The organism is Streptomyces sp. TOM-9 (genome assembly GCF_056858595.1).
This window is the reverse complement of record NZ_JBXEQB010000001.1, coordinates 3,349,965-3,374,821: the sequence shown is the minus strand read 5'-3', so window position 1 is coordinate 3,374,821 and position 24,857 is coordinate 3,349,965. Positions and strand designations below refer to the sequence as shown.

Below are 24,857 nucleotides of genomic sequence, written 5' to 3'. Positions count from 1 at the left end.
GGAGGGCGCCCCGGCTTCCGGCGGGCGGAGCGGCAGGGGGACGGGCGCCTCGGCCCGTCCATGTCCGCGCCCGGTTCCCGACACCCGTGGGCAAGGACGCGGGATCAAGGTCTCCAGGTAGTTGTATCTCCCATCCGGAGGTTTTGAGTCATGTCCTCAGTGTCCCGGAGAGACTTCCTCGGCACCGCCGCGACCGTCGCCGGCGCGGCCGCCATCGGCGCCACCCTGCCCGGCGTGAGCGCCGCCGCGACCCCCGCCCAGGCCGGGCCCGCCCCGCGCGGCCACGGCCACGGTCACCCGCACGGCGACATCCGCGACATCAAGCACGTCGTCGTGATCATGCAGGAGAACCGCAGTTTCGACCACTACTTCGGCGCCCTCAAGGGCGTACGCGGCTTCGGCGACCGCGCGACGATCCAGCTGCCGGGCGGCGGCTCCGTGTGGCAGCAGCCCAAGACGCCGACGGAGGGCGCCGAGACCCAGTACCCGTGGCGGCTGAGCGGCGCGAAGTCCTGGAGCGGCCAGACCCCGCCGAGCGCCGAGCTCGGCGCCGCCAACTACGGCGGCACCAGCCACGGCTGGACCGACCAGCACGGCGCCTGGTACGGCGGCCTGATGAACGGCTGGTACTACGCCAAGGGCGGTCCCACCACCCTCGGCTACCTGGACCGCAAGGACCTGCCCTTCCACTACGCCCTCGCCGACACCTACACCGTCGGCGACGCCTACCACTGCTCCGTGCTCAGCGCGACCGGCCCGAACCGCACCTACCTGTGGGGCGGCACCATCAACGCCGACAAGAAGCACGGCGACTTCACCGCCAACGACGGCGGCGACGAGCGCGGCAGGTTCCTGCCCTGGGAGTCCTACGCCGAGACGCTCCAGGAGGCCGGCGTCAGCTGGCGCGTCTACCAGTGCGCCGACGACTACGGGGACAACGGACTGGAGTACTTCGGCACCTTCGCCAGGCTCGACCCCACCCAGGGAGGTCAGGCCGCCCCCGGCAACGTCTACTACGACAACGGCGTCAAGGACGTCCCCGAGCCGGTCACCGGCCTCGCGGGCAACGCCGACAACATCAACGCCGCGATCCGCGCGGACGTGCTGGGCGGCACGCTGCCTCAGGTCAGCTGGGTCGTCAACAACCAGTTCTTCTCCGAGCACCCGGTCACCGCGCCCAGCAACGGCGGGTACTTCCTGCGCGGCGTCCTGGAGGCGCTCCACGCCGACCCGGACGTCTTCGACTCGACGCTGGTGATCGTCAACTACGACGAGAACGACGGCCAGTTCGACCACGTCCCGCCGCCCGTGCCCGCCCCCGGCGAGGCCGACGAGTTCGTCTCCGGCACCATGGGCCAGTACGGCGTCACCGAGCCCCTCCCGGTCGGCCTCGGCTTCCGCGTGCCGCTGCTGCTCATCTCGCCCTGGACCCGCGGCGGCTGGGTGACCTCGGAGGTCTCCGACCACACCTCGGTCATCCAGTTCCTGGAGAAGTGGACCACCGCCCTCGGCACGCCCGCCATCTGTCCCAACATCAGCGACTGGCGGCGCGAGGTGTGCGGCGACCTCACCGGCGCCCTCGACTTCACCTCCCCCGTCTACGGGCTGCCCCACCTGCCCGACACCGGCCCGCTCGTCCCCGAGACCCGGTACACCCCGCTGCCCGGCGACAACGCGATGCCCACGCAGGAGAAGGGCACCAAGCGGGCCCGCCCGCTGCCGTACCAGCCCAGCGCCAACCTGACCGGCTTCGCCGACGGCGCGGTCGAGCTGGAGTTCGGCAACGAGGCCCCCTTCGCCACCAAGGCGACCCACTTCTCCGTCCACAACAACCTCGGCGGGTTCCCCTCGCTGGCCGCGTACCCGGCCGCGTTCCCCGGCCAGTACACCGTCCCCGCGGGCGCGCGGGCCACCGGCACCGGCCCCGTCGGCTCCGCCGCCGGCGACACCGCCTACGACCTGACGGTCACGGGCCCCAACCGGTTCCTGCGCCGCTTCACCGGCGACACCGCCGACGCCGGCAAGGACCTCGTCGTCGAGGCCCGCTACCACGACGGCAGGGCGACCGCCCACCCGAAGCTCAAGCTGTGGCTGCGCAACGACGGCCGCAAGCCGGTGACGTTCACCGTCACGCACAACCACTACATCCACGGCGCCCCCACGAAGGTGCGGGTCGCCCCGCACGGCAAGGAGGCGTGGACGGTCAGCCCGCTGGAGGTCAGCGACGGCTGGTACGACGTGACCGTCACGGCCGACTGCGACCGCACCTGGTCGCAGCGCTTCACCGGCCACCTGGAGACCGGCCGGGCCAGCGTCACCGGCTGACCTGACCTGAACGGCCGGGGACGGGCGACCGCCGTCGCCCGTCCCCGGCCGCGTCCGTGCCCGGCGTCCCGGCCGCGGTCAGATGACGGTGAGCGTCAGGACCGCCGTGTAGGTGCCGGGCCGCGTGTCCGTCGGCGCGTCGAGGTCCAGCCGCGCCCCCACGTCGGCGGTGCCGGGGCCGGCCCCGGTGGCCAGGGTCCGGGCCCGCGCCAGCCCGCCGTCGTCGCCGGGGAGCACCGGGGGGCCCGCCGTGACGCCCCGGACGTTGCCGGCGTCCACGACCTCGGGAACCCAGGTCAGACTGCTCGCGGGGATGCCGGTGCCGTACGGGCCCGCGAAGTCGCCGGCCTGTCCTGAGGCCGTCCAGCCGACGCTCCCGGGACGGGTGTCGGTGACGGTGACCGGGGTCATCCGCCCGGAGGTGTGGAGGTGTTCACCGGACGCGTCGAGCACCGGACCCGGCAGCACGACGCGCGGGCTGCCCTCGATGGAGATCACCAGCGCCCCCGGCTCCACGATCGTCGTGATCGACTGCTCATGCCCTCCCGGGGCCGTGTTCTCGCACGAGGGGACGCCCAGCCGGTCGCACGCCCGCGGTTGCGGAGCGCTCCGAAGCGCCTCGGCGGCCGAGGCGGCGCAGCCCGAGGTGTCGACGTCGCCGGACGTGGCACCGGGGATGCCTGCAGCGGTGTTCAGGCCCTTGCCGACCAGGTTCGGCGGCAGGACGGAGTCGCCGAGGCGCGCCGCCTCGTCCTGCTCGCACAGCGCGAGCGAGGCGAACGCGGCGAGCGTGCGCCCCTTGGCCGTCGAGAAGAGCTGATCCGTCGCCGTCGGGACGATCAGGTAGCCGACGATCGGCAGGGGATACGTCCGCGGGTCCGGGTTGGTGTACGCGGTGGCGACCCTGACGAGGCCCGAAGGGTCGGACAACGCCGTGGCCAGCCCCACCGTCACGCCGCCCTGGGAGGGGGAGGTGTAGTAGCCGGCGCGGTTGAGCAGCCTGGCCGTCACCGTGCGCGCGGTCTGCGCGTAGTTCGACTCGGCGTACGTGATCGCACCGTTGGCGCTCGTCCGGGAGACGTAGCCGGTCACACCGTTCGAGCCCGCCACGGCCACGTCCCCGGGGACCGTCGGGAAGAGCGGGGTCGCGCCGCAGCCGGGGCCGCGCCCCGCCGCCGAGCAGTAGGCCCCCCACACCGCCGGCTGCCGGTCGGCCAGCCACTGCGTCAGCGCGGCCGTGGTGCCGCTGGCGTCGGCGCGGACCACCGGGACGACCGGGATGCCCGGCAACCTGGTCCCCGGGTTGTCCGCCCGGATCGCCGGGTCGTCCCACCGGGTGATGGCCCGGGTGAAGATCCCGGCCACCGTCGCGTCGGACAGCCGCAGGTCCGTGATGCGCTCGCCGTCGACCCGCAGGTTGTAGTGCAGGCCGATGGCACCCGCCACGGCCGGGACGTAGGCGAACGGCCTGGTGGGCGGGGTGTCGGTCACCCCGCCGTCGGTCAGGCCGTACGGCAGCTCCGACACCGCGTAGTCCACGGTGCCGTAGCGGAACTGGTTGCGCCCGTCGATCGATCCGGTGCCGGAGTAGTCGACCGAGCCGAGGCCGGACACGCCCGCGGCCTGGCGCCACAGGTCGATCGGGTACTGCGCCCATGTGGACCCGGCCCCCACGATGGGCGCGCCTGCCGCCGCGTGCGCGGGCGGCGCGGTGCCCAGGGCGGCGAGGAGCACCGCCGCCGAGGCGACGGCCCCCCGCACCCGGCCCCGCCGGCGCACCCGCGGACAACCTCCGCATACCGCCGCCCCGTTCACTCGCGTCACTCCCGGTCCCCTCAGCCCGTCACGGGGCGTCCGTACGACCCCCGCCCCGTGCCTCGATCGCATCGCGCAAGAGTGCGCGCCCCGCCGCAACCCGGCACGACGGAAAGATGAAGGACGAACGAACGCAGTGCCACCGCCGCCCGGCGCAGGACCCCGGGCGGCCGATCGGCTCCTGTGTGCGCCGGCCGTCGCCTGGGTGGTCGTCCTCCCGTTGCGCGGGACCGGAGAAGCGAGTACGCCCCTCCCGGACGGCCCCTCGTGGACGGTGCGCGAGGAGGCGGACCCGGCGATGTGTGACGCGTCCGGGCGCGGGCCGGACCGCCGGCGACGGAGGGTGACCGTGACCCCCGGGTCCTGGCCAAGGGCCGCCGGTGGGTGAACGCCCGCCCCCGGCGCCCGGAAGATTTCCCACGGCGCCCTCGCATAGCCCCTGACCTGCGAAGAAGCGCCCGCCGCGACGCTGCGCCGCGGCGCTTTCTTTTGACTACGGGCCCCACCCGTGTCACGGTCATGTCCTCGGCGTTTGCCGCCTTGCATCACGGCGTCCCTGCCCGGTGAGCGAGAACGCGTGGGTCACGTGCCCCTCGTCCTACCGGCTCCAGGCACACGAAGCCGGTTCGACGACGGTCGGAAATGGCACGGCCGTTGTCCACCAATCTTCACGTACGAAGGAGATTGACATGCGTGCAAACATCACCGTCCGCCGGACTGTCGCCGCAGCGCTGGCGGCACCGTTGCTCGCCGTCGTCGCGGCGGGCACCGCCGAAGCGGCACCACAGATCACGACCTCAGCCCTCCAGACGGCGCCGACCAGCTACGTCCAGGGCGGCGGAGGCTTCGGCGGCGGCTTCGGCGGCATCGGCGGCTTCCGCGGCAACGGGTTCTACGGCAACAACTTCTACGGCGGTTTCGTCCCCGTCGTCGTCGTCCCCGTGGCCGTGCCCGTCGGCGGCTTCGGCGGCGGGTACTTCCCGTTCCGCTGAGGCCTCCCCGTCCCACCGACCACGGCACACTCCGACCGGCCGGAAGCCCCGTGACGAACCGCCACGGGGCTTCCGGCCGGCGGGCCGCGCCCCCGCCCCGCTCCTGTCACACCGCCACGACGGCTCCGGTCTCAGCTGTCGGCCCCCGTCCACGCGGGGCCGGTCCAGTCGACGACGAGGAGGACACCGTGACCGTCCGGTCCAGGGAATTCAATTTCGGCATGCCGTGGGAATCGCTCTACGGGTACAGCCAGGCCGTACAGGCCGGCGACACGCTCTACATCTCGGGGCAGTTGTCCCACGACAGCGCCGGAACCTTCATCGGGACCGGCGACTTCGAGCTCCAGATGAGCACGACCCTCGACAACCTCGACCGCGTGCTGGAGCACTTCGGCGCCCGCCGCGACCAGATCGTCGAGACCACCGTCCTGGTCAGGGGCCTGCGCGACCACTTCGACACCGTCGCCCGCCTGCACGCCGCCTATTGCGGCGACCACCGCCCCACCAGCACCGTCATGGGCGTGTCCGACCTGGCCCTGCCCGACCAGCTCGTGGAGATCGGCGCGGTCGTCCGCCTCGACATCACCCACTGACCGGACACCGGACGCGGGGCTAGGATCCGGGCCATGGCCCTGACCCTGCACGACGTGGACCGGTTCGAGGCCTCCAGGCCGCGCCTGGAGGCCGTCGCCTACCGGCTCCTCGGCTCCGCGAGCGAGGCCGAGGACGCCGTGCAGGAGACCTTCCTGCGCTGGCAGGCCGTCGACGTCGACCGCATCGACGTCCCCGAGGCGTGGCTGACGAAGGTGCTCACCAACCTGTGCCTCAACCAGCTGACCTCGGCCCGGGCCCGGCGCGAGACCTACGTGGGCCAGTGGCTGCCCGAACCGCTGCTCGCCGGTGACCCGATGCTCGGCCCGGCCGACACCGCCGAACAGCGCGAATCCGTCTCGTACGCGGTCCTCGTCCTGCTGGAGCGCCTCAGCCCCAACGAGCGCGCGGTGTACGTGCTGCGGGAGGCCTTCGACTACCCGCACCGCGAGATCGCCGCGATCCTCGACATCACCGAGGCCGCCAGCCAGCAGATCCACCACCGCGCCAGGAAGCACATCGCGGACGGCAAGGCCCGCAGGGCCGGTACCGAGGTCGACGAGGCGGCCACCCGGCGGGTCGTCGAGGAGTTCCTGGCGGCCGCCACCAGCGGCCGGACCGAACCGCTCGTGCGGCTGCTCACCCAGGACGTCGTCGCGGTCGGCGACGGCGGCGGGAAGGTCCCGGCCCGCGCGAAGGCGTTCGAAGGCGCGCTCGCCGTCGCGAAGTTCCTGCGCGGCCTGTTCAAGCCCGGCACGGCCAAGCGTGCCCTGGTCGGCGGCTCGGCCGAGATCCACGCGACGGCCGCCAACGGCGGCCCCGCCCTCGTCGCGGTCGTCGACGGCCGGGTCGTCGGCGTCATGTGCCTGGAGGTCACCGCCGAGGGCATCGCCGCCGTACGCAACCAGGTCAACCCCGACAAGCTCCGGCGCGCGACCGGCCGATGGGCGGCCGGCGACCACGGTGAACCCCTGCTCCACGCCTTCTGACCCCGGTGTGACGTGCTTCACATCACGTTCCTGTCAGGAAACGGCGGGCCGCCCGGTTCAAGGGGCGAACCCGCTGAAGAGAAGACAGGAGCCAGGACATGCAGCACCGCATCGTCGTCCTCGGAGCCGGATACACCGGAGCCAGCGCCGCCGGGCGCCTCGCCAGGCGGCTGCACCGCGAGGACGTCGCCATCACCCTCGTCAACGCGGAGCCCGACTTCGTCGAGCGCGTCCGGATGCACCAGCTCGCGACCGGCCAGGACCTCACCACCCGGCCCCTCGGCGAGATGTTCGCGGGCACCGGCGTCGAAGTGAAGGCGGCGAAGGTCACCGGCGTCGACCCCGACCGCAGGACCGTCGCCGTCCACGGCGCGGACGGCGCCGGGGAACTGACGTACGACACCCTCGTCTACGCCCTCGGCAGCGGCTGGAAGGACCAGGGCGTCCCCGGCGCCGCCGAGCACGCCCACGAGATCGCCGGCCGCCCCGGGGCACTGCGGCTGCGCGAGCGCCTGGCCGCCCTGGACGCCGGACGGCCCGTGCTCGTGGTCGGCGGCGGCCTCACCGGCCTGGAGGCCGCGACCGAGATCGCCGAGGCCCGCCCGGACCTCGCCGTCGCCCTCGCCGCCCACGGCGGCCTCGGCGACTGGCTCTCCGCCAAGGGCGCCCGGCACCTGCGCAAGGTCGTCGACCGGCTCGGCATCACCGTGCACGAGCACACCACCGTCACCGCCGTGGCGGCCGACCACGTCACCACCGCCGACGGCACCTCCATCCCGGCCGCGGTCACCGTGTGGACCACCGGCTTCGCCGTCCACCCGATCGCCGGGGCCACCACCTTGGAGACGACCGGCACCGGCCGGATCGTGGTCGACGGCACCATGCGCTCGGTCTCCCACCCGGACGTCTACGCCATCGGCGACGCCGCCCTCGCGATGGGCCCCGGCGGCAAGCCGCTGCGGATGTCGTGCGCCTCGGGCATCCCCACCGCCTGGCAGGCCGCCGACGCCATCGCGGCCCGCCTGACCGGTGGCAAGCTCCCCAACGCCCCACTGCGGTACTTCAACCAGTGCATCTCGCTGGGCCGCAAGGAAGGCCTGATCCAGTACGTCACCGCCGACGACCGCGCGGTCAGCGCGGCCCTGACCGGACGGCTCGCCGCCCTCTACAAGGAACTGATCTGCAAGGGCGCCGCCTGGGGCGTCGCCAACCCGACCATGGGCCTGCCCACCCGCCGCCGCCGCGCCACCCCCCGGCCCGCCCCGTCCGGACCCGCGGTCCGGACGCCTGCCTGACCCGCACCGCGCGCGACGTCCCGCCGCGGGGGAGCCGCCCCGCGGCGGGGCTGCGGGCGACCGGGGGATCAGGAGTTGGCGATCAGCGCCGCCGTCGGCAGCAACGTGCCCAGGACGCTGAGCAGCCAGTAGACGCGTGCGGACAGCGCCGTCCGGACGGCGAGGGGCCGGTTGGCCACCCACCAGAGCACGGCGTAGAGGAGCACGACGGGCCCGAAGAGCAGCAGCCCGGGCAGGATGCCGTCGTTCTCCGTCGGCTCCCGCACGGTCAGACCCAGGTCGGCGAGCGGCCAGTTCGCGGCGAGGTACCAGAGCATCCAGATCGGCACCACCCCCGGGATCCCCAGCAGCAGATTCACGCCCAGGGCGGTGTACCACCGTCCGGTCATCCCCGTCGCCCCTCCCCGTGATCGTCCGTGGAGACGGTACATGAAGGCGGGCGGAGCCGACCGCCGCGGCCGCAACGGACTTCCCGCGCGGAGCGGCGGTCGGGCCACCCGTACCCGATGCCGGCCGGGCGTCAGCCGATCTCCACCGCCATCCCCTTGACGTTGGTGGCGTCCAACGCCTTCCGGATCCCCTTGGCGAGCTTGACCGCGTCACCGACGGCCCAGAAGTGGACGAAGAAGAGCCGCGGTTCGTCCGTCAGCCCGTGGTTGTGCAGCTCCACGAGTTGGCACCCCGCACGCCTGAGGGCCGCCAGGACGTCCTGGACCTCGCTGGCGATCATGGCGCAGTCGCCGCTGACCGCGGCCCTGCCGTTGCCCAGCGGCTGGTAGTTGATCGCACTGGTGGATCCGAGGCCCGGCGGCAGGACCATACCGGCGTCGGTGATGGTCTCCCGGCGCACGAAGGTGTTCTTGTAGACCCCGTCGTCGATGCCGCCCTTGATGCCCATCACCTTGTCGATGGTGGCGACGTCCATGTCGAGCTTGCGCGGCACGGTGTGGTCCGGCCGCCCCGGCGGCGGGGCGCCGGTCCGGTCGAGCGCCGCACGCAGCCCCGTGGCGATGGCCACGGGGTCCTTGCCGTGCGCGTGGACGTGGACCCACCAGATCTCCGGGTCCTGCGACAGCAGGTGCTTGTGGATCGCCGTCTGCTCGATCTTGCGCTCGTGCAGCACGTCGGCGAAGGACTGCATCTCCTTCTCGGTGACCACCACGTCGCCCATCAGCAGCGTGTTCCCGTCGGCGTAACGGACGAAGGACACGTGCGAGCCCAGGGCGAGCCCCGGTTTGACGGTGACGCCCTGCGAGACCACCTTGAGGTCCCGGCGCGGCAGACCCGTGTGGTACATGAAGTCGCGCCTGATGTCGCCCGTCCGCCCGAGCGCGACGGCCACGTCCTTCCAGTCCGTCAGAGCGGTGCGCACGGGCATGACCGACGGGTGGTTGTGCTGTTTCGACGTTCCGGTTGGCGCGCACGCGGAGATCGCCCCGCCCAGCATCGGCGCCAGAGTGGCCGCGGCGAGCAGATGCCGCCGTGACGCACCCGCCTGCGGGTGGGTGTCCTGCTGTCGGTCCTCACGCATCATGTGTGCCTCCTGACGGGATGGAAGCACGACGAGCCACGGACATACCCCAGCACCGCCAGCACTGCGGCCAGGTGGGTGAAGCGCCCGTCGGCAAACGGGTGAGGCGGCCCGCCGACGGAGCCCGTACGCCCGCCCCGGCCACGCCTGGCGGCCCCCCAACTGCGCCACGACGCTCCGCATGCTCGGCCGACCGGCGCAGTGCAGGGAGCCCGGGCCGGCGAACCCCGCAACGGACCGTCACCGAGGGAAGCCGCGCCCGCGTGCACGGCGTGGCCCCCTCCGACCCGTTCCGGGACCCTCCGACCATGCCGACGCACCGCTTCACCGAGGTCCCCGCCGACGCCTTGGCCGTCATCGAGAGGCACACCGGGCCCGTGCTGGAAGCCGAGTCGGTCCCGACGGGCCTCAATTCCGAAGTCGCGGCCCGTATCCGTACGGCGACGGGCGCCGTCTTCGTCAAGGGGCTGCGGCTCGAGCATCCACGGGCGTGGACGCAGGAACGCGAAGCGGCCATCGCCCCGCACGTCACGCCGCCGGCTCCGGCCCTGCTCTGGCACACCCGGTGCGCGGGCTGGGACCTCCTCGGCTTCGAGGACCTCGCCGGCCCCCACGCGGACTACGCCCCGGGCTCACCCCACCTGGACCTCGTCGCCGACGCGATGCGGGCCCTCGCGGCCCTGCCGCTGCCCGACCTGCCGATCAGGACCATGCCGGACCGGATGCGGGCCCACGCCGGCGACGACGCCGGGCTGTTCACCGGGGACCGGCTGCTTCACACCGACTGGAACCCGCACAACGTCCTCATCGCCGGACGGGCCCGGCTCGTCGACTGGGCCTGGGCCGCCCGAGGCGCCGGGTGGATCGACCCCGCCCTGTGGGCCATCTGGCTCATCGCCTCCGGCCACACTTCGGAGCAGGCCGAGCAGTTGTCGGCCGAGCACCCCGCGTTCGCCGCCGCCCCCGCACCCGGGCTCGACGCGTTCGCGCGAGCCCAGCACCGGCTCTGGGACGAGATCGCCGGCGACTCCCCGAACGAGTGGACGGCCAGGATGCAGACCGCGGCCGCGGCATGGCACCGGCACCGATGCGGCTGACCGAGCCGCGGTCGCCGTGCGGAGCGCCCACGACCTGATGCGAACTCCCGCCGTCAGTGCATGCGTTGATGTCACCGGCGCCTGGCCCAGCCACCTCGTCGGCGGCGTGAGATTCCGTTCCTCCACCAGCCGCTCGGGTCGGGCGGATCCGGTCGCCTACCTCAGAGACCCGGATCGCCGCGGACCCGGCGTTGGTGCGTTCGCTGTTCCTTCACCGGGCTGTCGCCCCGGGTTGCGGCGATCCGCGCATTCTTACGCGATGCGATCAAGGCTCAGGGGGTGCGGTGGCCGTCGATCGCGCTGCGGGGCACGGACACCGTGCCCCGCGACAGGGGGGACGACGGTTCATGGGAAGCGGTCGGCGATCAGCGTCACCGGTCTGTTCGGGCCCGCGCCGCGACGTCGAGCACGCATGAGCAGGCGAGCCCACCTCGGGTCCTGCGGCCACCGCCCAGGGCACCGAGCAACCGCCCCACCACCACGGCCCGCACTCACCCACACCGACCGGGAGTCACCCGCCATGCCCGGCCCGCCTCCGGCATTCCTCGCCCGCCCGAGAATCGTCATCGCCCTCTCCCTTCTTGCCGCCCTCTTGTTCGGCGCCACCCCGGCGACCGCCGCGACACACGTGCCGATCGCGGGCGCCGGGTCGACCTGGAGCCAGAACGCGTTCGACCAGTGGACGGCCAACGTCCAGCAGTACGGCATGCGCGTGAACTACAACGGCACGGGTTCGTCGGACGGCCGCATCCAGTTCCGCAACAGCGCCGTGGACTTCGCCGTCTCCGAGGTCCCCTACGGCCTCGAGGACTCGGGCGTCGCCGACCCGCCGCCGTCCCGCAAGTACGCGTACATGCCGATCGTGGCCGGTGGTACGTCGTTCATGTACAACCTCACCATCGGCAGCCGGCGCATCACCGACTGCGGCTGTCCGGCGAGGTCTTCGCCAAGATCTTCACCGGACAGATCACGACCTGGAACGATCCCGCCATCAAGGCCGACAACCCCGCGCTCGCCTCCACGCTGCCCGCCCGCCCGGTCGTCCCGGTGGTGCGTTCCGACGGATCCGGCACCACGGCGCAGTTCAGCGCATGGATGAGCAACCAGTACCCGTCGCTGTGGGACGACTACTGCCGCCGAGCCGGCCGCAGCACCCCCTGCGGGACGGCGTCGGTCTACCCGGTCGTGCCGGGCGGCACCTTCGTCCGCCAGGCAGGCTCGACCGGCGTCTCCAGCTACGTGGCGCAGTCCCGCAACGTGGGCACCATCACCTACGTCGAGTACTCCTACGCGGCACTCACCACTGGGTTCCCGGTCGCCAAGGTGCTCAACAAGGCCGGGTACTACGTCGCGCCCACCGCGCAGAACGTGGCGGTCGCGCTGCTGAAGGCGCGGACCAACGAGGACAGTTCCTCGCCCGACTACCTCACGCGGGCCCTCGACGGCGTCTACAACAGCACGGACCCGCGCGCCTATCCGCTCTCCGGCTACAGCTACGCGATCGTCCCGACCAAGGTGGAGCACAACTTCACCCTTCAGAAGGGCGAGTCCCTCGGTGCCTTCGCCTACTACTTCCTCTGCCAGGGGCAGCAGCACGTGGACAATCTGGGCTACTCGCCGCTGCCCATCAACCTCGTGCAGGCGGGCCTGAACCAGGTCCGCAGGATTCCCGGCGTGGACGTCCAGAGCATCGACATCAAGAGCTGCCACAACCCCACCTTCTCCGCCGACGGCACCAACACCCGCGCCCTGACGGCCCCTTACCCGTCCCCCTGCGACCGGGTGGGCAGCACTCCGTGCGACGGCACCGCCCCCGGCGGCCGGTCGCAGTCGATCACGACGACCCTCGAGCCCGGGGCACTGCTGATGTCCGTCGCGGGCGACCCGCACGTCGAGTTGCCCGGTCCGGTGCTCGACCCGTCGGGCGAGTTCCTCCACACCTCGGGGCAGATGACCCCGGTCACCGTCACCGACACACGCGCCGGCAACATCGGCTGGACGGTTTCCGGTCAGGTCGGCGACTTCACCGGCCCGGCCGGAAGCACCATCGACGGGAGCAGCCTGACCTGGGTCCCCGCGATCGCCGACCGCGGCAATGTCCCGTCCGTCACGCCGGGCGCCCCGGTCATACCCGGCGACGGCAACGGGCTCAAGGAGTCCCGGACGCTGGCCACCGGCACCGGCACCGGCACCGGCACCGGCACCGGCACCGGCACCGGCACCGGCCCCGGCACCGCGGATGCCGGGTCCGGGCTCGACTTCGACGCCCCGACTTCCACGCCGCCCGGCACGTACACGGCGGTCCTGACGCTGACCGTCATCTGATCCCCATCCGCAGGAGGGCCGCCGGCGCGGTTCTCACCTCACGCCCACCGGGCATGCATGCTCCGGGCGGTCGTCCGCCGGTGTCGGGCGTTGGCAGGCAGTGGGAGACCCGGCCGTTCCAGTGGCTGATGGGCGAAGGTGTCCAAGCGGCCGCGTCTGGTGTTCGGGCAGCCGGCGAAGGTACACCGATGAGTTCCGCCGGCCAGGCCGGTCTCTCAGTACGCACGCCATCGAGCCACCGACTGGAGACCCACCATGACGAATCCCGCACACCCCGGCCGCATGCTGTTCGTGAACCTCCCCGTAGCGGACCTCGAACTCAGCAAGGCGTTCTTCGCCAAGCTCGGGTTCGGCTTCAACCCGAACTTCACCGACGAGTCCGCAGCCTGCATGCTCGTCGGCGAGCAGGCCTTCGTCATGCTGCTCAGCCGCGGGAAGTTCGCGGAGTTCGCGAAACTGCCGATGGCCGACCCCACCACGCACACGCTGGCGTTGTACTGCTTCAGCGTGTCGTCCCGCGATGAGGTCGACACGGTCAGCGCCGCCGCACTCGCGGCGGGCGGCTCCGAGGCGGACGACGCCGAGGACCACGGCTTCATGTACTCACGCAGCTTCTTCGACCTCGACGGCCACGGCTGGCAGGTCATGTGGATGGACCCGGCGGCGGCGGAGCAGGGCCCCGAGGCGTTCGATGCCTCCACGACCCAGGACGCCGACACCCCGGCCTGACCTGTGGATTTCCCTCTGCGCAGGAAGACCGCGGCGGCGAGCGGCACCGACCAGCTCGAGCCCTCGGCACGGGCGTCCTCGTCCTCATCGTGAAGATCTTGGTGCGGAGCGCCTGTGTGCCCCGTGCGGTGTTCCAGCGCGGGGCGCACTTTGGTTTCCTCCGGGCCAATGGTGGGAGTTGCCGTCGTTCGCCCTCGTTGCCGTCAGCGCTGCCGTCGCTCGACCGAATGACTCACGTGCACGCTTTCCAAGTCTGCGTATGCCAGTCACAGGTCGGTACGGGATCATTCCCCTCTGTTCACGTTGGCTCGTTCCTGCAGGTTCCGGCCGGAGGTGGGACTCGTCTGGACGGGGCTGAACGCATGCGAATGAGACCACGACTGAGATCAGCCCCCCAGCCGATCGTCGCTGGGTATCAGGCTGGGCTGCTCCTGGCCGTCACGACGCTGTCTGCGCCCATGAGACGTCCACGATGACGCTGCGTGAAGCGCAACAGAAACATTCCTGAGCTCATGAGCGAAGTCCCGGGAAGCGGTCACGTTCAGCGCATTCCGGCTGGCAGGGCAGCGTAGCGGCCCAAAGGATGTGCATTGACGGACGGCTGGGCTCTTATTGCTGCTCAGCCGTCGCAATTCATCATGACGGCTCCCAAGAGCCGACCGGCCTGGAGAAGCAATGTCCCTCATCTCCCCTGCGCTCATATCCAGCGGCGTCTTCGCAGACTTACGCCGTAGCGCACGGCACCAATGGCTCACCCGGTTGAGCGTCATCCTGGCAGCCCTTTCCCTCGCCCTCCTGCCGACCGCTGCTCCTCACGCCTTCGCAGCAACACAGAAAGACTTGCCCCACAATCGCTTAAACCCCGCGGGCGGATCTGAGGTGCCCGCTGTGCAAGGGCGTGTGGCCGCGCCGTTGAGCGCGGCGTTCTCCACGGTGACGATCCCGGCGGGCACGAGCCCGATCCCGGTGGCGGTGGCGCCGAACGGCAACGTCTACGTCGGCAACGCCAATTCGAGCAATGTGACGGTGATCAGCAGCACCACGAACACCGTCCTGGCCACCGTCCCCGTCGGCTCGAGCCCGGCCATGGTGGCGGTGGCGGCGAACGGCAGCGTCTACGTCACCAACCAAAGCTCGAACAACGTGACGGTGATCGACAGCACCAATAACACGGTCCTGGCCACTGTCCCCGCCGGCGGGGGCCCGTTCGCGTTGGCGGTGGCGCCCAACGGCAGGGTCTACGTCGCCAACTCGACGTCGAACAACGTGACGGTGATCGACAGTACCAATAACACGGTCCTGGCCACCGTACCCGTCGGCGCGGTCCCGGACGCGGTGGCGGTGGCGCCGAACGGCAACGTCTACGTCGCCAACCGAAACGCGGGCACCGTGACGGTGATCGACAGCGCCACGAACACCGTCCTGACCACCCTCCCCTCCGGCGGGTTCCCTGGCGCGGCGGCGGTGGCGGCGAACGGCAACGTCTACATCGCCAACCAGACCTCGAACAACGTGACGGTGATCAGCAGCGCCACGAACACCGTCCTGGCCACCGTCCCCGCCGGCACGGTCCCGGGGGTGGTCGCGGTGGCGCCGAACGGCAACGTCTACGTCACCAACACCGTCTCGAACAACGTGACGGTGATCGACAGTGCCACGAACACCGTCCTGGCCACCGTCCCCGCCGGCGGGGGCCCGTTCGGGATAGCGGTGGCGCCGACCGGCAAGGTCTACGTCGGCAACTCAAATTCGAACAACGTGACCGTGATCGACAGTGCCACGAACACCGTCCTGGCCACCGTCCCCGCCGGCGCGTTCCCGTTCTACGTGGCGGCGGCGCAGAACAGCAACGTCTACGTCACCAACGCCAATTCGGCGAACGTGACGGCGATTTCGCCATTGACGGTGACGACCTCACCCACGTCGCCGAAGTGCGAACAATCGGTGACGTTCAGCATTTCCGGGGGCACTCCGAGCGGGACAGCGGTGGTGGACTTCGGGGACGGCAGCTCCACGGTCACCGTCGCCCTGGACGCCACCGGGAGCGGGCAGACCAGCCACACGTACGCCGCCGGTACGTTCACCGCGACCGTGAACGGCAACCCCACCTCCGTCACCGTGGCGAGCGGATCCGGCCGGCCGTGCTGTCGCGGTGGGTCCCACGCGGGCGATGGCGCGCGGCCTTCGCAGTCACCCCGACCGCACTGCTGCGCCGGCATGGGCAACTCGCCGCACGCAGATGGACCTCCGCCCAGCACCGTCGCCCCGGCCGCCCATCCGTCACCCCGGCCGTCAAGCGGCTCATCCTGCCCTTGGCCCGCGAAAACAGCAGCTGGGGCCACCGCCGAACACAAGGCGAACTCGCCTGCCTCGGCTACCCGATCGCCCCATCCACAGTCTGGGAAATCCTTCATGCAGTCTGAATCGACCCTGCCCCGCAACGCTCCGGCCCGACCTGGCGCCAGTTCCTCACCGACCAGGCCCGCGGCATCATCGCCGCCGACTTCCTGCACCTCGACACCGTCTCACTCAAGCGCCTGTACGCCCTGATATCCATCGAGTACGGCACCCGGCGCGTCCACCTCGTCGGCGTCACCGCGCTGCTGACCGCGGCCGGCGTCGCGCCTCGCGTAGTGATGGAGATCCTCGGGCACTCCCAGATCGCCGTCACGATGAACGTCCACACCCACGTGGTGCAGGACACCCAGCGTGAGGCCGTGAGCCACATGGGCCGGCTGCTGCGGAGGCGTCCCGGCCGCGAGTGAGCGTGGCCGTTGATGTCTGATCCGGATGCCGAAGACCCCCAGCCATGACCGGCTGGGGGTCTTCTCACTGGTGGGCGTGGACGGTTTCGAACCGCCGACATCTGCCTTGTAAGCCTGGTGGTCAGGGTCGTCGAGGGTTCGCAGGTCAGAGCGGCCGTGAAGAGACCCCAGCTCAGTCAGCAATCTCGACCGCGACGAACCACCGTTGCCCGTGGCTGACCGCCTGATGTGGCACGGCTGTGGCACGCCGCCCTTCTGTCAGACCCATCCGTCATGCTCTGGATCGTGGATGAGAACGCCTTCTGGCAGTTGATCGAGGACTGCAAGCCAGGGACGCCGGACCCGGACGCGGAGCAACTCGTGGCGGCTCTGACGTCGCGCCTGGTCGAGGGTCCCTTGGCGACAGTCAAACAGTTCGCAGAACAGTTGTCATGGGCGCTGTACCGACTGGATTCCAGGGAGTATGGGCACAGCCTGTCGGGCGACGCCTTCCTGTACACCCGGGCCGCTGTCGTTGCTGCCGGCCGGGGCACGTACGACCGCGTCCTTCGGGATGCGGCAGCGTTCGAGCCCTTCGCCACTGGCAACGTCTGGGCCGAAAGCTTGCTCTACGTTCCAGATCGGGCGTACGAGCACCTCACCGGCGAGGAGTGGGGCCGCCGGACGCGCTACTCCTATGAGTCCTACTCCAACACCGCGGGCTGGGCCCGTTCATAGAACCCAGCTCTGCTGCGCGCGAACCCACGGGGGCGGGCCAGCGGTGCAGCTGGACGCCAGCCGCCGACACCTGCCTTGTAAGTTCACCCCCGGCCCCGTACGGCCTGCAAAAAACGTCCCTAGCGTCCGGTTCCCGACCCCCATCTGGTCAGCCTGATCCGCTGACGTCTGGCGACGTTGATGTCACCCGTAGATGTCACAGCTGGGCGGTCCTCGCTCCCGGCACTGCGCAGTCACTGTAGCTGTTGGGCTGAAGTTCAGACATGATGCTGCTATGGATGCGGGGGAGGTTGCGCTCGTTGGGGCGGCGGCTGGCGTTCTCGGCGCAGCAGTGGGTGCTGGTGGTGCTATTGGTGCCGCAATCGTCGCGGGCCGATGGGGCGTGAAATCGCAGTATGAAAACTGGCGTCGCCAGGTGCGACGTGACGCATATGCGGACCTCATACTTGCGATGCATGCGATACTCGATCATTTCGGCCAATTGGAAGCAGATTGGCGGCGTGGGCAATCCACCGACATGCAAGCGGCGCAGCGCCAGAGCGACGAGCTCCTTGGCGCGATCGCGAGGGCAGTGTCTGTAGTATCGCTTGAAGGTCCAGTGCATGTGCGAAATAGTGCACGAGGTTTGGCAATGGCTGCCGTCAACCTAAGGCATGTTTTTGCTGAGCATGTAGAAATGACCGAGAGCCTCTCGGGCGCCCACCATATTGACGCTGTTGAAGAATCAATTCTTGAGGACCTTCGATTTGAAATAACCCGAAGCTTGCTGACATTCGAAACGGAGGCTCGAAACGCTCTCGACTCCCGCGAGTTGCACGATGACATACCAGACGACGTTCCGTGCCAGGATCACTCTGCCTAGGTCTTGCACACCTCACGTCTGCTAGCCAAACGCGGGGGAAGGGCCCCCTGGTGCGGGCGAGGCCGCCAGCCTTCACTCGGCTTGGTTGCGGTGCGCACCCGATTGGAAGACAACGTACGTGGCGGTTCGTTGGCCCTGGTGGTTGTACGGCTGGGGTGGGACGGTCCTCGTAGCCTAGATTTCCCGTTGTTCCCCTTGGGTGACCCGGGCAAGGGGCATGCGGCGGGCACGTGTGTGCAGTGTTCGCGGAAAGGGTCAGGGTGTGCGGGAAGCGGAGGGCGTGTCGTCGCCAAGCCAGTCGCCGGTCTGCTCCTCGGGTGCCGCGTCGCGTCTGCTGCGTGGGATGCGCTCATCGGTTCACCTCAGCCGGTTCGAGCGGCGGCGCGCTGGTGCATACCCATCAGGGGCCCGGTGCAGCCGGCGGCCCCCCGGGAGCGGCCCCGGCGAGGCCTATGCCTCGTAGCCGTCTTCGGCCCGGTGGGTGTGCTCGGGACCAGGGTGCGTCACGCCGGGGACCATGGGTTGGTTGTAGTCGAGTGGGATGGTGCTGAAAGTGTCACTGGGGATGGGAGCTGTGTCGTTGTCGGCGATGATCAGCTGCACGCGATCGCCGTAGGCATCCGCGAGTGCCTTGAAACGGCCGTAGATGCGGTTGCCACGTTCATGGTCGTCCGGGTTATTGCCCAGTGCCTTGCGGGGGGAGTCGATTATCAGTAGCGAGGGGACGAGAACGTCGGGGTGCGTGAGCCCGAATTCCAGCAGGGCGAGGCTGTAGGCGATACTCACACATGTCGTGATGCCGCCGCCGGAAGCCTGCAAGCTCTCAAAGGGGTTTCCGTCGATCACTGGTAGATAGGTTTTCGGATCGATGATCGCCGTCCTTACCCAAGGCAGGTGCAGCTCGGCGAGCAGGGTGAAGAATTCCTGGCTCAGGTCGTCGACCAGCTGTCCGCGGGCGGCGAGTGCCAGGGAGCGAGTCTTGACATCAGCTTGGACGCGTGTGCGGGTCGCTCTGAGGTCCTTGACCTCCTGGGACATGGACCGCGCGCGAGCCCAGGCGTCGCGCAGCTGAGTGACAGCGTCAATGCTCGCTCCGAGCGCGGCTACGCGGGCGCTGGAGCTGGCAATCGCGTCGAAGCGAGGCGCGACGACGTCACGGGTCTGTGCGTCCAGCTCCCGTCTGAGGGTGGTGGTGAGAAAATCGGCTTGCTGGGCCCGGTCGCGCGCAGCTGCAAGAACTTGTGCATCAGCGTCTAGAACTGCTCGCGCGTCCAGAAGCTGCCTCTCCAGGGCCTCACGTGTCTGCTGGATGGCTGCGGGATCGACGGACTCGTCCGGGGGATCGTGCTGCAGGCAGACGATGCAGTGGTCTTCTTGGACTGGTCGCCCTTGCAGCCGCTGCATGCAGCGTGGGCAGATGACGAAGTCGAAGGGGGACAGCTTCTCGATCGCGGACGCGGAGCGGTCCAGCCGTAGGAGATCGAGTTCGACCTGAGCGACCACGGATTCACGGGCTTCGAGCAGCTCACGTGCCGCCACGAGCTCTTGGCCGGCGTCTCTCGCCGCTGCGAGAGCATGGCGAAGCTCCTGGCGGAGAACGGCATCAGCCGCGCTGCTTTCCTCCAACTCCGAGCGCAGCGCACCGAGGGCGCCTTCCGCCTGGGTCAGCAGCTCTCGCAGCCGGATGAGTTCCGCACGGAGCGCGTCATCGCTGCGCGAGTCCGACGCTCGCAGGAAGTTGCTAACGTTCTCATGCTCAGCGGTCTTCGTCTTCATGTCCGTCAAGAGCTGCGCCGAGCGTTGTTTCAGGTCCAGCAGCACGCTGTCCGTCAGGCCGAAGATGACTTCGAAAAGAGCTCGGCGCATGCCGTCGAAGTACGACTGCTGGTGGCGAACGATTTGGGTGTCGATGTAGATCGCTTCGAGATAGATATAGGCGAACAGGGCCTGGAAGGTCACGTTGGCCTTGGCCGCTTTGCCTTCTCGGCGTACGGGAATCGATACGCGGGGGAAGCTGAGGGCGCTCAGCAGCCGGTCCGACAAGGTCGTCTGACCCTCTTCGGCGCGGATGATGAGGCTTTCGCGGAGATCCAGGGTGACCGGGTCGAGCACGTCCACTCGGTCGCTGCCGGCTTCGCCGATCACCCTCCTGAGTGCCAGGTGCTCGTCGCCGACGAGGATCTCCGCACACACCGAGTGGACATGGTCACGTACGGCAGGCGTAAGGATGGCGTCGCCGCCGATAGCGTGTTTGAGCAGCATGAGAAGGCTGGACTTGCCGCTGCCGCTCGGCCCGCTGATTACGGTGGCCGGCTGGTCGAACCGGTACGTCTTTTCGGCGTTGGCGGTGGTGACAGTCAAGGCGAGGAACTTCAGGTGGACCGCCATCAGATTTCCGTTCGCCAGGGCCTGTCCACCGCATCGGGCAGGCGCTCGTAGATGAGGGTCTTCAGCGCTGACCCCGACTTGTCGAAGTGTTTCTTCAAGAGCGCGGTCCGCTGCCAAACGAGCGCCCACTCAGGCGTCTCGGACAGAGTCGCTATGGCCTCAGCGCCGGTGGTGGTGATGCGGAACTCAGCTCGGTTGCCAGCGCCGTACGTGATGAGGTCACGCGCTGCGAGCGAGCCGAGGACGCTGTAGTAGCGCTGATCCCACGGCCCGTACTTGTAGCGAGTCATGCGGCTCTCGACCGCTCGTCGCTCCGCGGTCTTGGGCTCCGTGCCGGCGGGCCAGGTGTCGCCGTTCTCGTTGAGCAAGCGCTCCAGCATCGCCGGATAGCGAAGAAGGAAATCGAGCTTGGCCAGCTTCGTCAGTCCCGCCAAGCCCGAACGCGCCGTGGTGAAGCGGCCAATCAGTAACAGGACCCTTGCCTCGTGATAGTGGGCTTCACGGCGTTCCTCGCTGCGGGCCTGCACTTTGATGCGCGTCTCGGAGACCAGACGCTCGGAGGCGTTGCTCAAGATGCCTCCTCCTCGGAGACGTTGAACACGTCCGAGAAGTAGTAGTCGCAGTCGTCGCACAACTGATAAGCCAGGCCACGAAGATGCTTGCCGTTGATCTTGAATGGCAGGGTTGCTGACATCGCTTCCGGCGTCAACCGCTGTCTCAGGAGCCGGTTCATTTTTGCCCCGTACGGGCTGCCCTCCGCCGTTTCACTCTGCGCATCCGCACGGCAGTCGAAGGCGGTGTCCAAGACCTCCAAGCGCATGTTCGCAAGGTCGTGGCTGTCGCCAGGCAAGCCCGAACGGTGTTCTGCCCACATGACATACCAAGCGGAGCGCAGGCTCTCCGCGTGGGCGACCTCATCATCGGGCACGTGCCCGCGCACCAGCTTCTTGCGGAGATTCTCTCCCCCGGGAGCGATCACCGGGAGTCGGCCGGGCGAAAAGGTCGGCACCGTGAGCTCACGGTAGACGAACTCCTCCCGCACGGTGTGGGGGTACAGCGTCCGGCGCGCAATGCGCTGCTGCATCTGTACGTTGTGGAGGACCCGGCGCGGGGTCGCGATGTACTCGGCCAACTGACCTCGCTCGCCCTCGCCGCGGTTGGCCTGCTCGATGCGCTCGATGATTCGCCGATAGGTGGCTTCGTCATCTACGTGGTCCAACTCCAAAGCCAGGATGGCTGGCCGGAGGAGCTGTTGGAGGTTGTGGTCGGTAATGAACCTGGAGGAGGGGACTTCCTTGTAGTCGATGTGCAACACGGCCAGGAAGCGCTTGATCGTGGCAACGAAGCCATCGGGGATGGCGATGTCAGCCATCTTCCTGGTTTCCGGCACCACTGGGATGTGCGGGTATGGCTGCTTCCAGCGGATCTTCAGGAAGTATTGTGCGACGGTCGTTGCCATAGCGTCGACACCGGCAGTGACCTCCGGGTCTGGGCCGCACATTCTCGCGAGTACAGCAGCATTGTCCTTGCTCGTGTTCAAGGCGCCGTTCGTCGTCAGGCGCAGCCGGACATTTTCTGCGGAGCCGCACGCGCGCCAGCTGTTGAACAGGTGAGCGAGGCCCCCGTCCTTGCACAGGTCGCCGACATTCCAGAGGGTCCGGTGGTACTGGCGGTGCTTCACTGACACCAGCTCGACGGCACCGTTTTTGAAGGCGATGGCGAAGTCCTCGTGCCACTCGCAGACGACGTATTCGATCTCGTCCCGCGTGAGCATGGCCAGACACGCCTGGGCCGCCACTTCGGCTTGGTACCTATACAGCCGAGAGGTGTCGGTTCCAGCGTCCTCTCCAGGTGCCCGCTGAAAGATCGGATGCACGAAGTCGTCGGCATCGTCTACCGCGTCCACCGCCACGTCGACCACAGCCACCCCCGAGCTGCACGTATACCGCGACCCCAACCGGAGCCAGGGAGCCGAAGATCCTTAGACGTATCACAGTCCGCATGCATGACGTAACCGAGTGATCGCACAATTTTGGGAGCGATCAGAGGAGCAGTCCAGGAAGGAAGGCGCACCTATGACCGGCAACCGCCCGGAGGGCCTCTTCGACGGCATCCAGCCCGACCGGTACCAAGAGAGCCTGCGCGACTTCCCCGCGTCGCCCGGTCCGCCGGCCTCCGCGTGATCCGGCTGAACGACGCGTGCTTGAACCGCCCCCCGACCGCAGTCGCACCCCGCGTCGTGATTGGAGCTCCTGGGGGCCACTGTGCCGCACGCTTAGGGTCTCGGCGTCGGCGGCTGGGCCATCGCCTGCAGCGCGCGATGCTCGGAGGCAGGTTCACTCTGGACCTTGGCGAGGGCTTCGAGGCGTGGGGCCACCTGAACGCCGCTGACGCGTGACCACGAGACCACGTGACCACGTGACAAGTGCGTAAGAGGGAAGGATGACGATCGGTTAACCCACTTCGTCGAAGTTGACGCGGCCTCGTAGTCCTGTCGGCGCTTCGGTGCCATACTTACTGGGCCTCGGGGAGGGGAAATAAGATGACGCTGATCGTTGGGCTGCTTGTCAATCTTCTGGTTGCCGCATCCGTGTCGAGTTGGCCATTGGTGACTGCTGTCACCGTTGCAGCCCTTTCTCTGATATTTATCCTCTCCCGATATGCTCCGCTTTTCGCGATGAGATTCTCTGGCGGATACGCGGCTGGTGCGGTGCTCGCCGGCGTATATCTGGCTTTCCAGTCTCAGTACTCCTTGGCCGCAGTGTTCTGCGCGGCCGCGATCGCGGCATGGGTGTTGAATGGTCGAGCTTCTAGGTCTTTCTGGGGTCCTGGGAGGCCCAGTGCTTTTGCGATGGCCAGGGCCGTGCGCGACCAAAAGGCCGAGATGCAGCTGCGCGCGATTCAGGATCAACGTAACTGTGACACCCGAAAAGGCGAGCCTGACCAGAGCGGCAACTGACGGGACGGGCGGGCACTCGACTTCGGGACCCACGTGAGCCATTCCGGGCCTGCTGCCTGATGCTTACATCGGATGCGCATTTCGGGTCCGACCGGATGAGGAGTGCCCGACGGCCCGCTGTTCTGACCCCTGCAACGGGGCACCTCTGTGAACGGCCCGAGCGTGGGTAGCAACGCCGACTCGCTGGCTTCTTCGTCCCGAAGCAATGCGAGCGACCGTGTGACCTGCGGCTGGACTACCGATGACCTGCACGAACTGTCCGCGAGCGTCCGTGGTTGTGCGCCCCTGTGCGGGGCCGTTGTAGCGCAGTTAGACACTCAGCCGGCGCGGGCCGTGCTGCTCGTCTAGATGGCCAGTAGTGCGGCAAGCAACGCAGCCGCCACTGCGGAGAACAGCCGCGGCTTCCTCCAGCCCGGTCCGGAAGCCTGGCGGTTCAACTCCCACATGAACACCAGACCGCCACCCAGCCCCAGTGCGTCTCGCAGCAGGAAAACGGCGGTGTGCACAGGGGTCCTCCAGTGGGTTCGAACGGATTGGAAGGCTAGCTCTGGCGTCGGTCGCGCGACTCGCCGGGGCCCCAGTTTGGAAGACTGAGGCTGCGAACTACACCCCACCTGGGCGGACGCTGACCTGCGATAACGCGGTGCTGTCACTGCTGTTCCCCGTGGCTCCCCGTTCGGCACCGCCTCACCTGGCACGGCTGTGGCACGCCCGTGCTCCTGTCGTCCCAGCAGTGCTGCTCCGGCCGCACCGTCTAGCCCGACGGCCTCACGACGGCGAATTTGGCACTCATAGTCGGACCGAGATGGCCCACGAGGCCGTATCCAGGCTGATCTGGCCACGGCAGGTAGTAGAGGAACCAGGCGATTGTCTCGGCTACTTCGGGGATGTCCCGTTGTAGCTGATCCTCCAAGAACCGCAGTGTGGCGCGCCAATCAGACTCGGCATCTCCTCCGAGGAACGAAGTGACGGTTTCGTGAGCGACGTCCCAGAAGAACACGATCGGCAGGACGCCGTCCTCATTGAACACATGCGCGTCATATAGGTCCTCGAAGCCAGGCACGCCAGCCACAAAGTCCTGCACCAACTGAACGTCCTGGTTCATGCTGTCCGATCTCCTGGGCGCACAGCATAGGGCGGAACGGCTTGCACGCTGCCACACGGCCGGTGTGGAGAGGCTTTGGGCTGGAGCTGCCGTGGGGCGAGAGATCGGGGCCCGTACGCTGGCCGCGAATCGGGCTGGCTCCTTGCCTGCCCGCAATAGCCCGATGTGGGCCCCGATCTTCGAGGCTCGCCCCACGGTGGCTGCCTAAAGCCTCGGAGCGCCGGCCGCCCCAGCCACCGCGGTTCTCACCTCATGCCCCTGGGCCTACCTCGCTGGCGCGCGGCGGCGGACGGCGCGCCGAGCGGGACGGAGGCAGGAGCGTGGGCGCGGCCGGACGCGGGCCGCGCGCCCGGCGGAGCGTGAGCGACGCCG

At 69.1% G+C, this 24,857-nt stretch carries 19 protein-coding genes and 2 pseudogenes; 14 read left to right on the top strand and 7 right to left on the bottom strand.

Annotated elements, in window-relative coordinates; all coding sequences use genetic code 11:
• Positions 1 to 150 precede the first annotated feature (150 nt).
• On the top strand, positions 151 to 2,325 hold the full coding sequence (locus AC1VWI_RS15810; protein WP_499511649.1) for a phosphocholine-specific phospholipase C: 2,175 nt from the start codon (positions 151 to 153) through the stop codon (positions 2,323 to 2,325).
• Positions 2,326 to 2,403: 78 nt separating this feature from the next.
• Here the strand turns inward: AC1VWI_RS15810 and AC1VWI_RS15805 are convergent, their stop codons facing one another.
• On the bottom strand, positions 2,404 to 4,104 hold the full coding sequence (locus AC1VWI_RS15805; protein ID WP_499511648.1) for a substrate-binding domain-containing protein: 1,701 nt from the start codon (positions 4,102 to 4,104) through the stop codon (positions 2,404 to 2,406).
• Between the two features lie 725 nt (positions 4,105 to 4,829).
• Here AC1VWI_RS15805 and AC1VWI_RS15800 point away from each other — a divergent pair.
• The 4 genes from AC1VWI_RS15800 (at position 4,830) to AC1VWI_RS15785 (ending at position 8,007) form a co-directional block, all read left to right on the top strand.
• Positions 4,830 to 5,132, top strand: a complete 303-nt coding sequence (locus AC1VWI_RS15800; protein WP_499511647.1) for a hypothetical protein — start codon at positions 4,830 to 4,832, stop codon at positions 5,130 to 5,132.
• Positions 5,133 to 5,353: 221 nt separating this feature from the next.
• Positions 5,354 to 5,725, top strand: coding sequence for a RidA family protein (locus tag AC1VWI_RS15795; RefSeq protein WP_499511646.1), 372 nt, complete (start codon positions 5,354 to 5,356; stop codon positions 5,723 to 5,725).
• 33 nt (positions 5,726 to 5,758) lie between these two features.
• Positions 5,759 to 6,712 carry an RNA polymerase sigma factor SigJ gene (gene sigJ / locus AC1VWI_RS15790; RefSeq protein ID WP_499511645.1) on the top strand — a complete coding sequence of 318 codons (954 nt, stop codon included), beginning with the start codon at positions 5,759 to 5,761 and terminating at the stop codon, positions 6,710 to 6,712.
• A gap of 98 nt (positions 6,713 to 6,810) precedes the next feature.
• Positions 6,811 to 8,007: an NAD(P)/FAD-dependent oxidoreductase gene (locus tag AC1VWI_RS15785; RefSeq protein WP_499511644.1), complete on the top strand. Its 1,197-nt coding sequence runs from the start codon at positions 6,811 to 6,813 to the stop codon at positions 8,005 to 8,007.
• Positions 8,008 to 8,075: 68 nt separating this feature from the next.
• On the opposite strand, the gene AC1VWI_RS15780 is transcribed toward AC1VWI_RS15785, so the two are convergent.
• Together AC1VWI_RS15780 and AC1VWI_RS15775 are read right to left on the bottom strand one after the other, a co-directional pair.
• Positions 8,076 to 8,396, bottom strand: coding sequence for a hypothetical protein (locus AC1VWI_RS15780; RefSeq protein ID WP_499511643.1), 321 nt, complete (start codon positions 8,394 to 8,396; stop codon positions 8,076 to 8,078).
• 131 nt (positions 8,397 to 8,527) lie between these two features.
• Positions 8,528 to 9,541, bottom strand: coding sequence for a DUF1259 domain-containing protein (locus tag AC1VWI_RS15775; protein WP_499511642.1), 1,014 nt, complete (start codon positions 9,539 to 9,541; stop codon positions 8,528 to 8,530).
• A 305-nt stretch (positions 9,542 to 9,846) separates the two neighbouring features.
• Between AC1VWI_RS15775 and AC1VWI_RS15770 the strand changes: the two genes are divergently transcribed.
• The 8 genes and pseudogenes from AC1VWI_RS15770 (at position 9,847) to AC1VWI_RS15735 (ending at position 18,033) form a co-directional block, all read left to right on the top strand.
• Positions 9,847 to 10,635, top strand: a complete 789-nt coding sequence (locus tag AC1VWI_RS15770; RefSeq protein ID WP_499511641.1) for an aminoglycoside phosphotransferase — start codon at positions 9,847 to 9,849, stop codon at positions 10,633 to 10,635.
• A 37-nt stretch (positions 10,636 to 10,672) separates the two neighbouring features.
• A pseudogene (locus AC1VWI_RS15765) lies at positions 10,673 to 11,521 on the top strand (substrate-binding domain-containing protein); the annotation flags it as partial.
• A gap of 35 nt (positions 11,522 to 11,556) precedes the next feature.
• Entirely contained in the window at positions 11,557 to 12,960 is a 1,404-nt protein-coding gene (locus tag AC1VWI_RS15760) for a substrate-binding domain-containing protein (protein WP_499516818.1), read from the top strand.
• 255 nt (positions 12,961 to 13,215) lie between these two features.
• Positions 13,216 to 13,689 carry a VOC family protein gene (locus tag AC1VWI_RS15755; RefSeq protein WP_499511640.1) on the top strand — a complete coding sequence of 158 codons (474 nt, stop codon included), beginning with the start codon at positions 13,216 to 13,218 and terminating at the stop codon, positions 13,687 to 13,689.
• A gap of 888 nt (positions 13,690 to 14,577) precedes the next feature.
• On the top strand, positions 14,578 to 16,239 hold the full coding sequence (locus AC1VWI_RS15750; protein WP_499511639.1) for a beta-propeller fold lactonase family protein: 1,662 nt from the start codon (positions 14,578 to 14,580) through the stop codon (positions 16,237 to 16,239).
• A 38-nt stretch (positions 16,240 to 16,277) separates the two neighbouring features.
• A pseudogene (locus AC1VWI_RS15745) lies at positions 16,278 to 16,454 on the top strand (site-specific integrase); the annotation flags it as partial.
• 285 nt (positions 16,455 to 16,739) lie between these two features.
• Complete coding sequence (locus AC1VWI_RS15740; protein WP_499511638.1) at positions 16,740 to 17,171, top strand: DUF4240 domain-containing protein; 432 nt, start codon at positions 16,740 to 16,742, stop codon at positions 17,169 to 17,171.
• Between the two features lie 274 nt (positions 17,172 to 17,445).
• Complete coding sequence (locus tag AC1VWI_RS15735; protein WP_499511637.1) at positions 17,446 to 18,033, top strand: hypothetical protein; 588 nt, start codon at positions 17,446 to 17,448, stop codon at positions 18,031 to 18,033.
• 450 nt (positions 18,034 to 18,483) lie between these two features.
• Here the strand turns inward: AC1VWI_RS15735 and AC1VWI_RS15730 are convergent, their stop codons facing one another.
• The 3 genes from AC1VWI_RS15730 to AC1VWI_RS15720 are packed head-to-tail and all read right to left on the bottom strand — an operon-like array spanning position 18,484 to position 22,348.
• A complete protein-coding gene (locus AC1VWI_RS15730) occupies positions 18,484 to 20,421 on the bottom strand; it encodes an AAA family ATPase (RefSeq protein ID WP_499511636.1) in 1,938 nt (645 codons plus the stop codon).
• A complete protein-coding gene (locus AC1VWI_RS15725; protein ID WP_499511635.1) occupies positions 20,421 to 20,993 on the bottom strand; it encodes a hypothetical protein in 573 nt (190 codons plus the stop codon). The genes AC1VWI_RS15730 and AC1VWI_RS15725 overlap by 1 nt, the downstream gene beginning before the upstream one ends.
• Positions 20,990 to 22,348, bottom strand: coding sequence for a dsDNA nuclease domain-containing protein (locus tag AC1VWI_RS15720; protein WP_499511634.1), 1,359 nt, complete (start codon positions 22,346 to 22,348; stop codon positions 20,990 to 20,992). The genes AC1VWI_RS15725 and AC1VWI_RS15720 overlap by 4 nt, the downstream gene beginning before the upstream one ends.
• A 615-nt stretch (positions 22,349 to 22,963) precedes the next feature.
• Here AC1VWI_RS15720 and AC1VWI_RS15715 point away from each other — a divergent pair.
• Positions 22,964 to 23,380, top strand: a complete 417-nt coding sequence (locus AC1VWI_RS15715) for a hypothetical protein (RefSeq protein WP_499511633.1) — start codon at positions 22,964 to 22,966, stop codon at positions 23,378 to 23,380.
• Positions 23,381 to 24,134: 754 nt separating this feature from the next.
• On the opposite strand, the gene AC1VWI_RS15710 is transcribed toward AC1VWI_RS15715, so the two are convergent.
• Entirely contained in the window at positions 24,135 to 24,485 is a 351-nt protein-coding gene (locus tag AC1VWI_RS15710; protein ID WP_499511632.1) for a hypothetical protein, read from the bottom strand.
• Between the last annotated feature and the right edge of the window lie 372 nt (positions 24,486 to 24,857).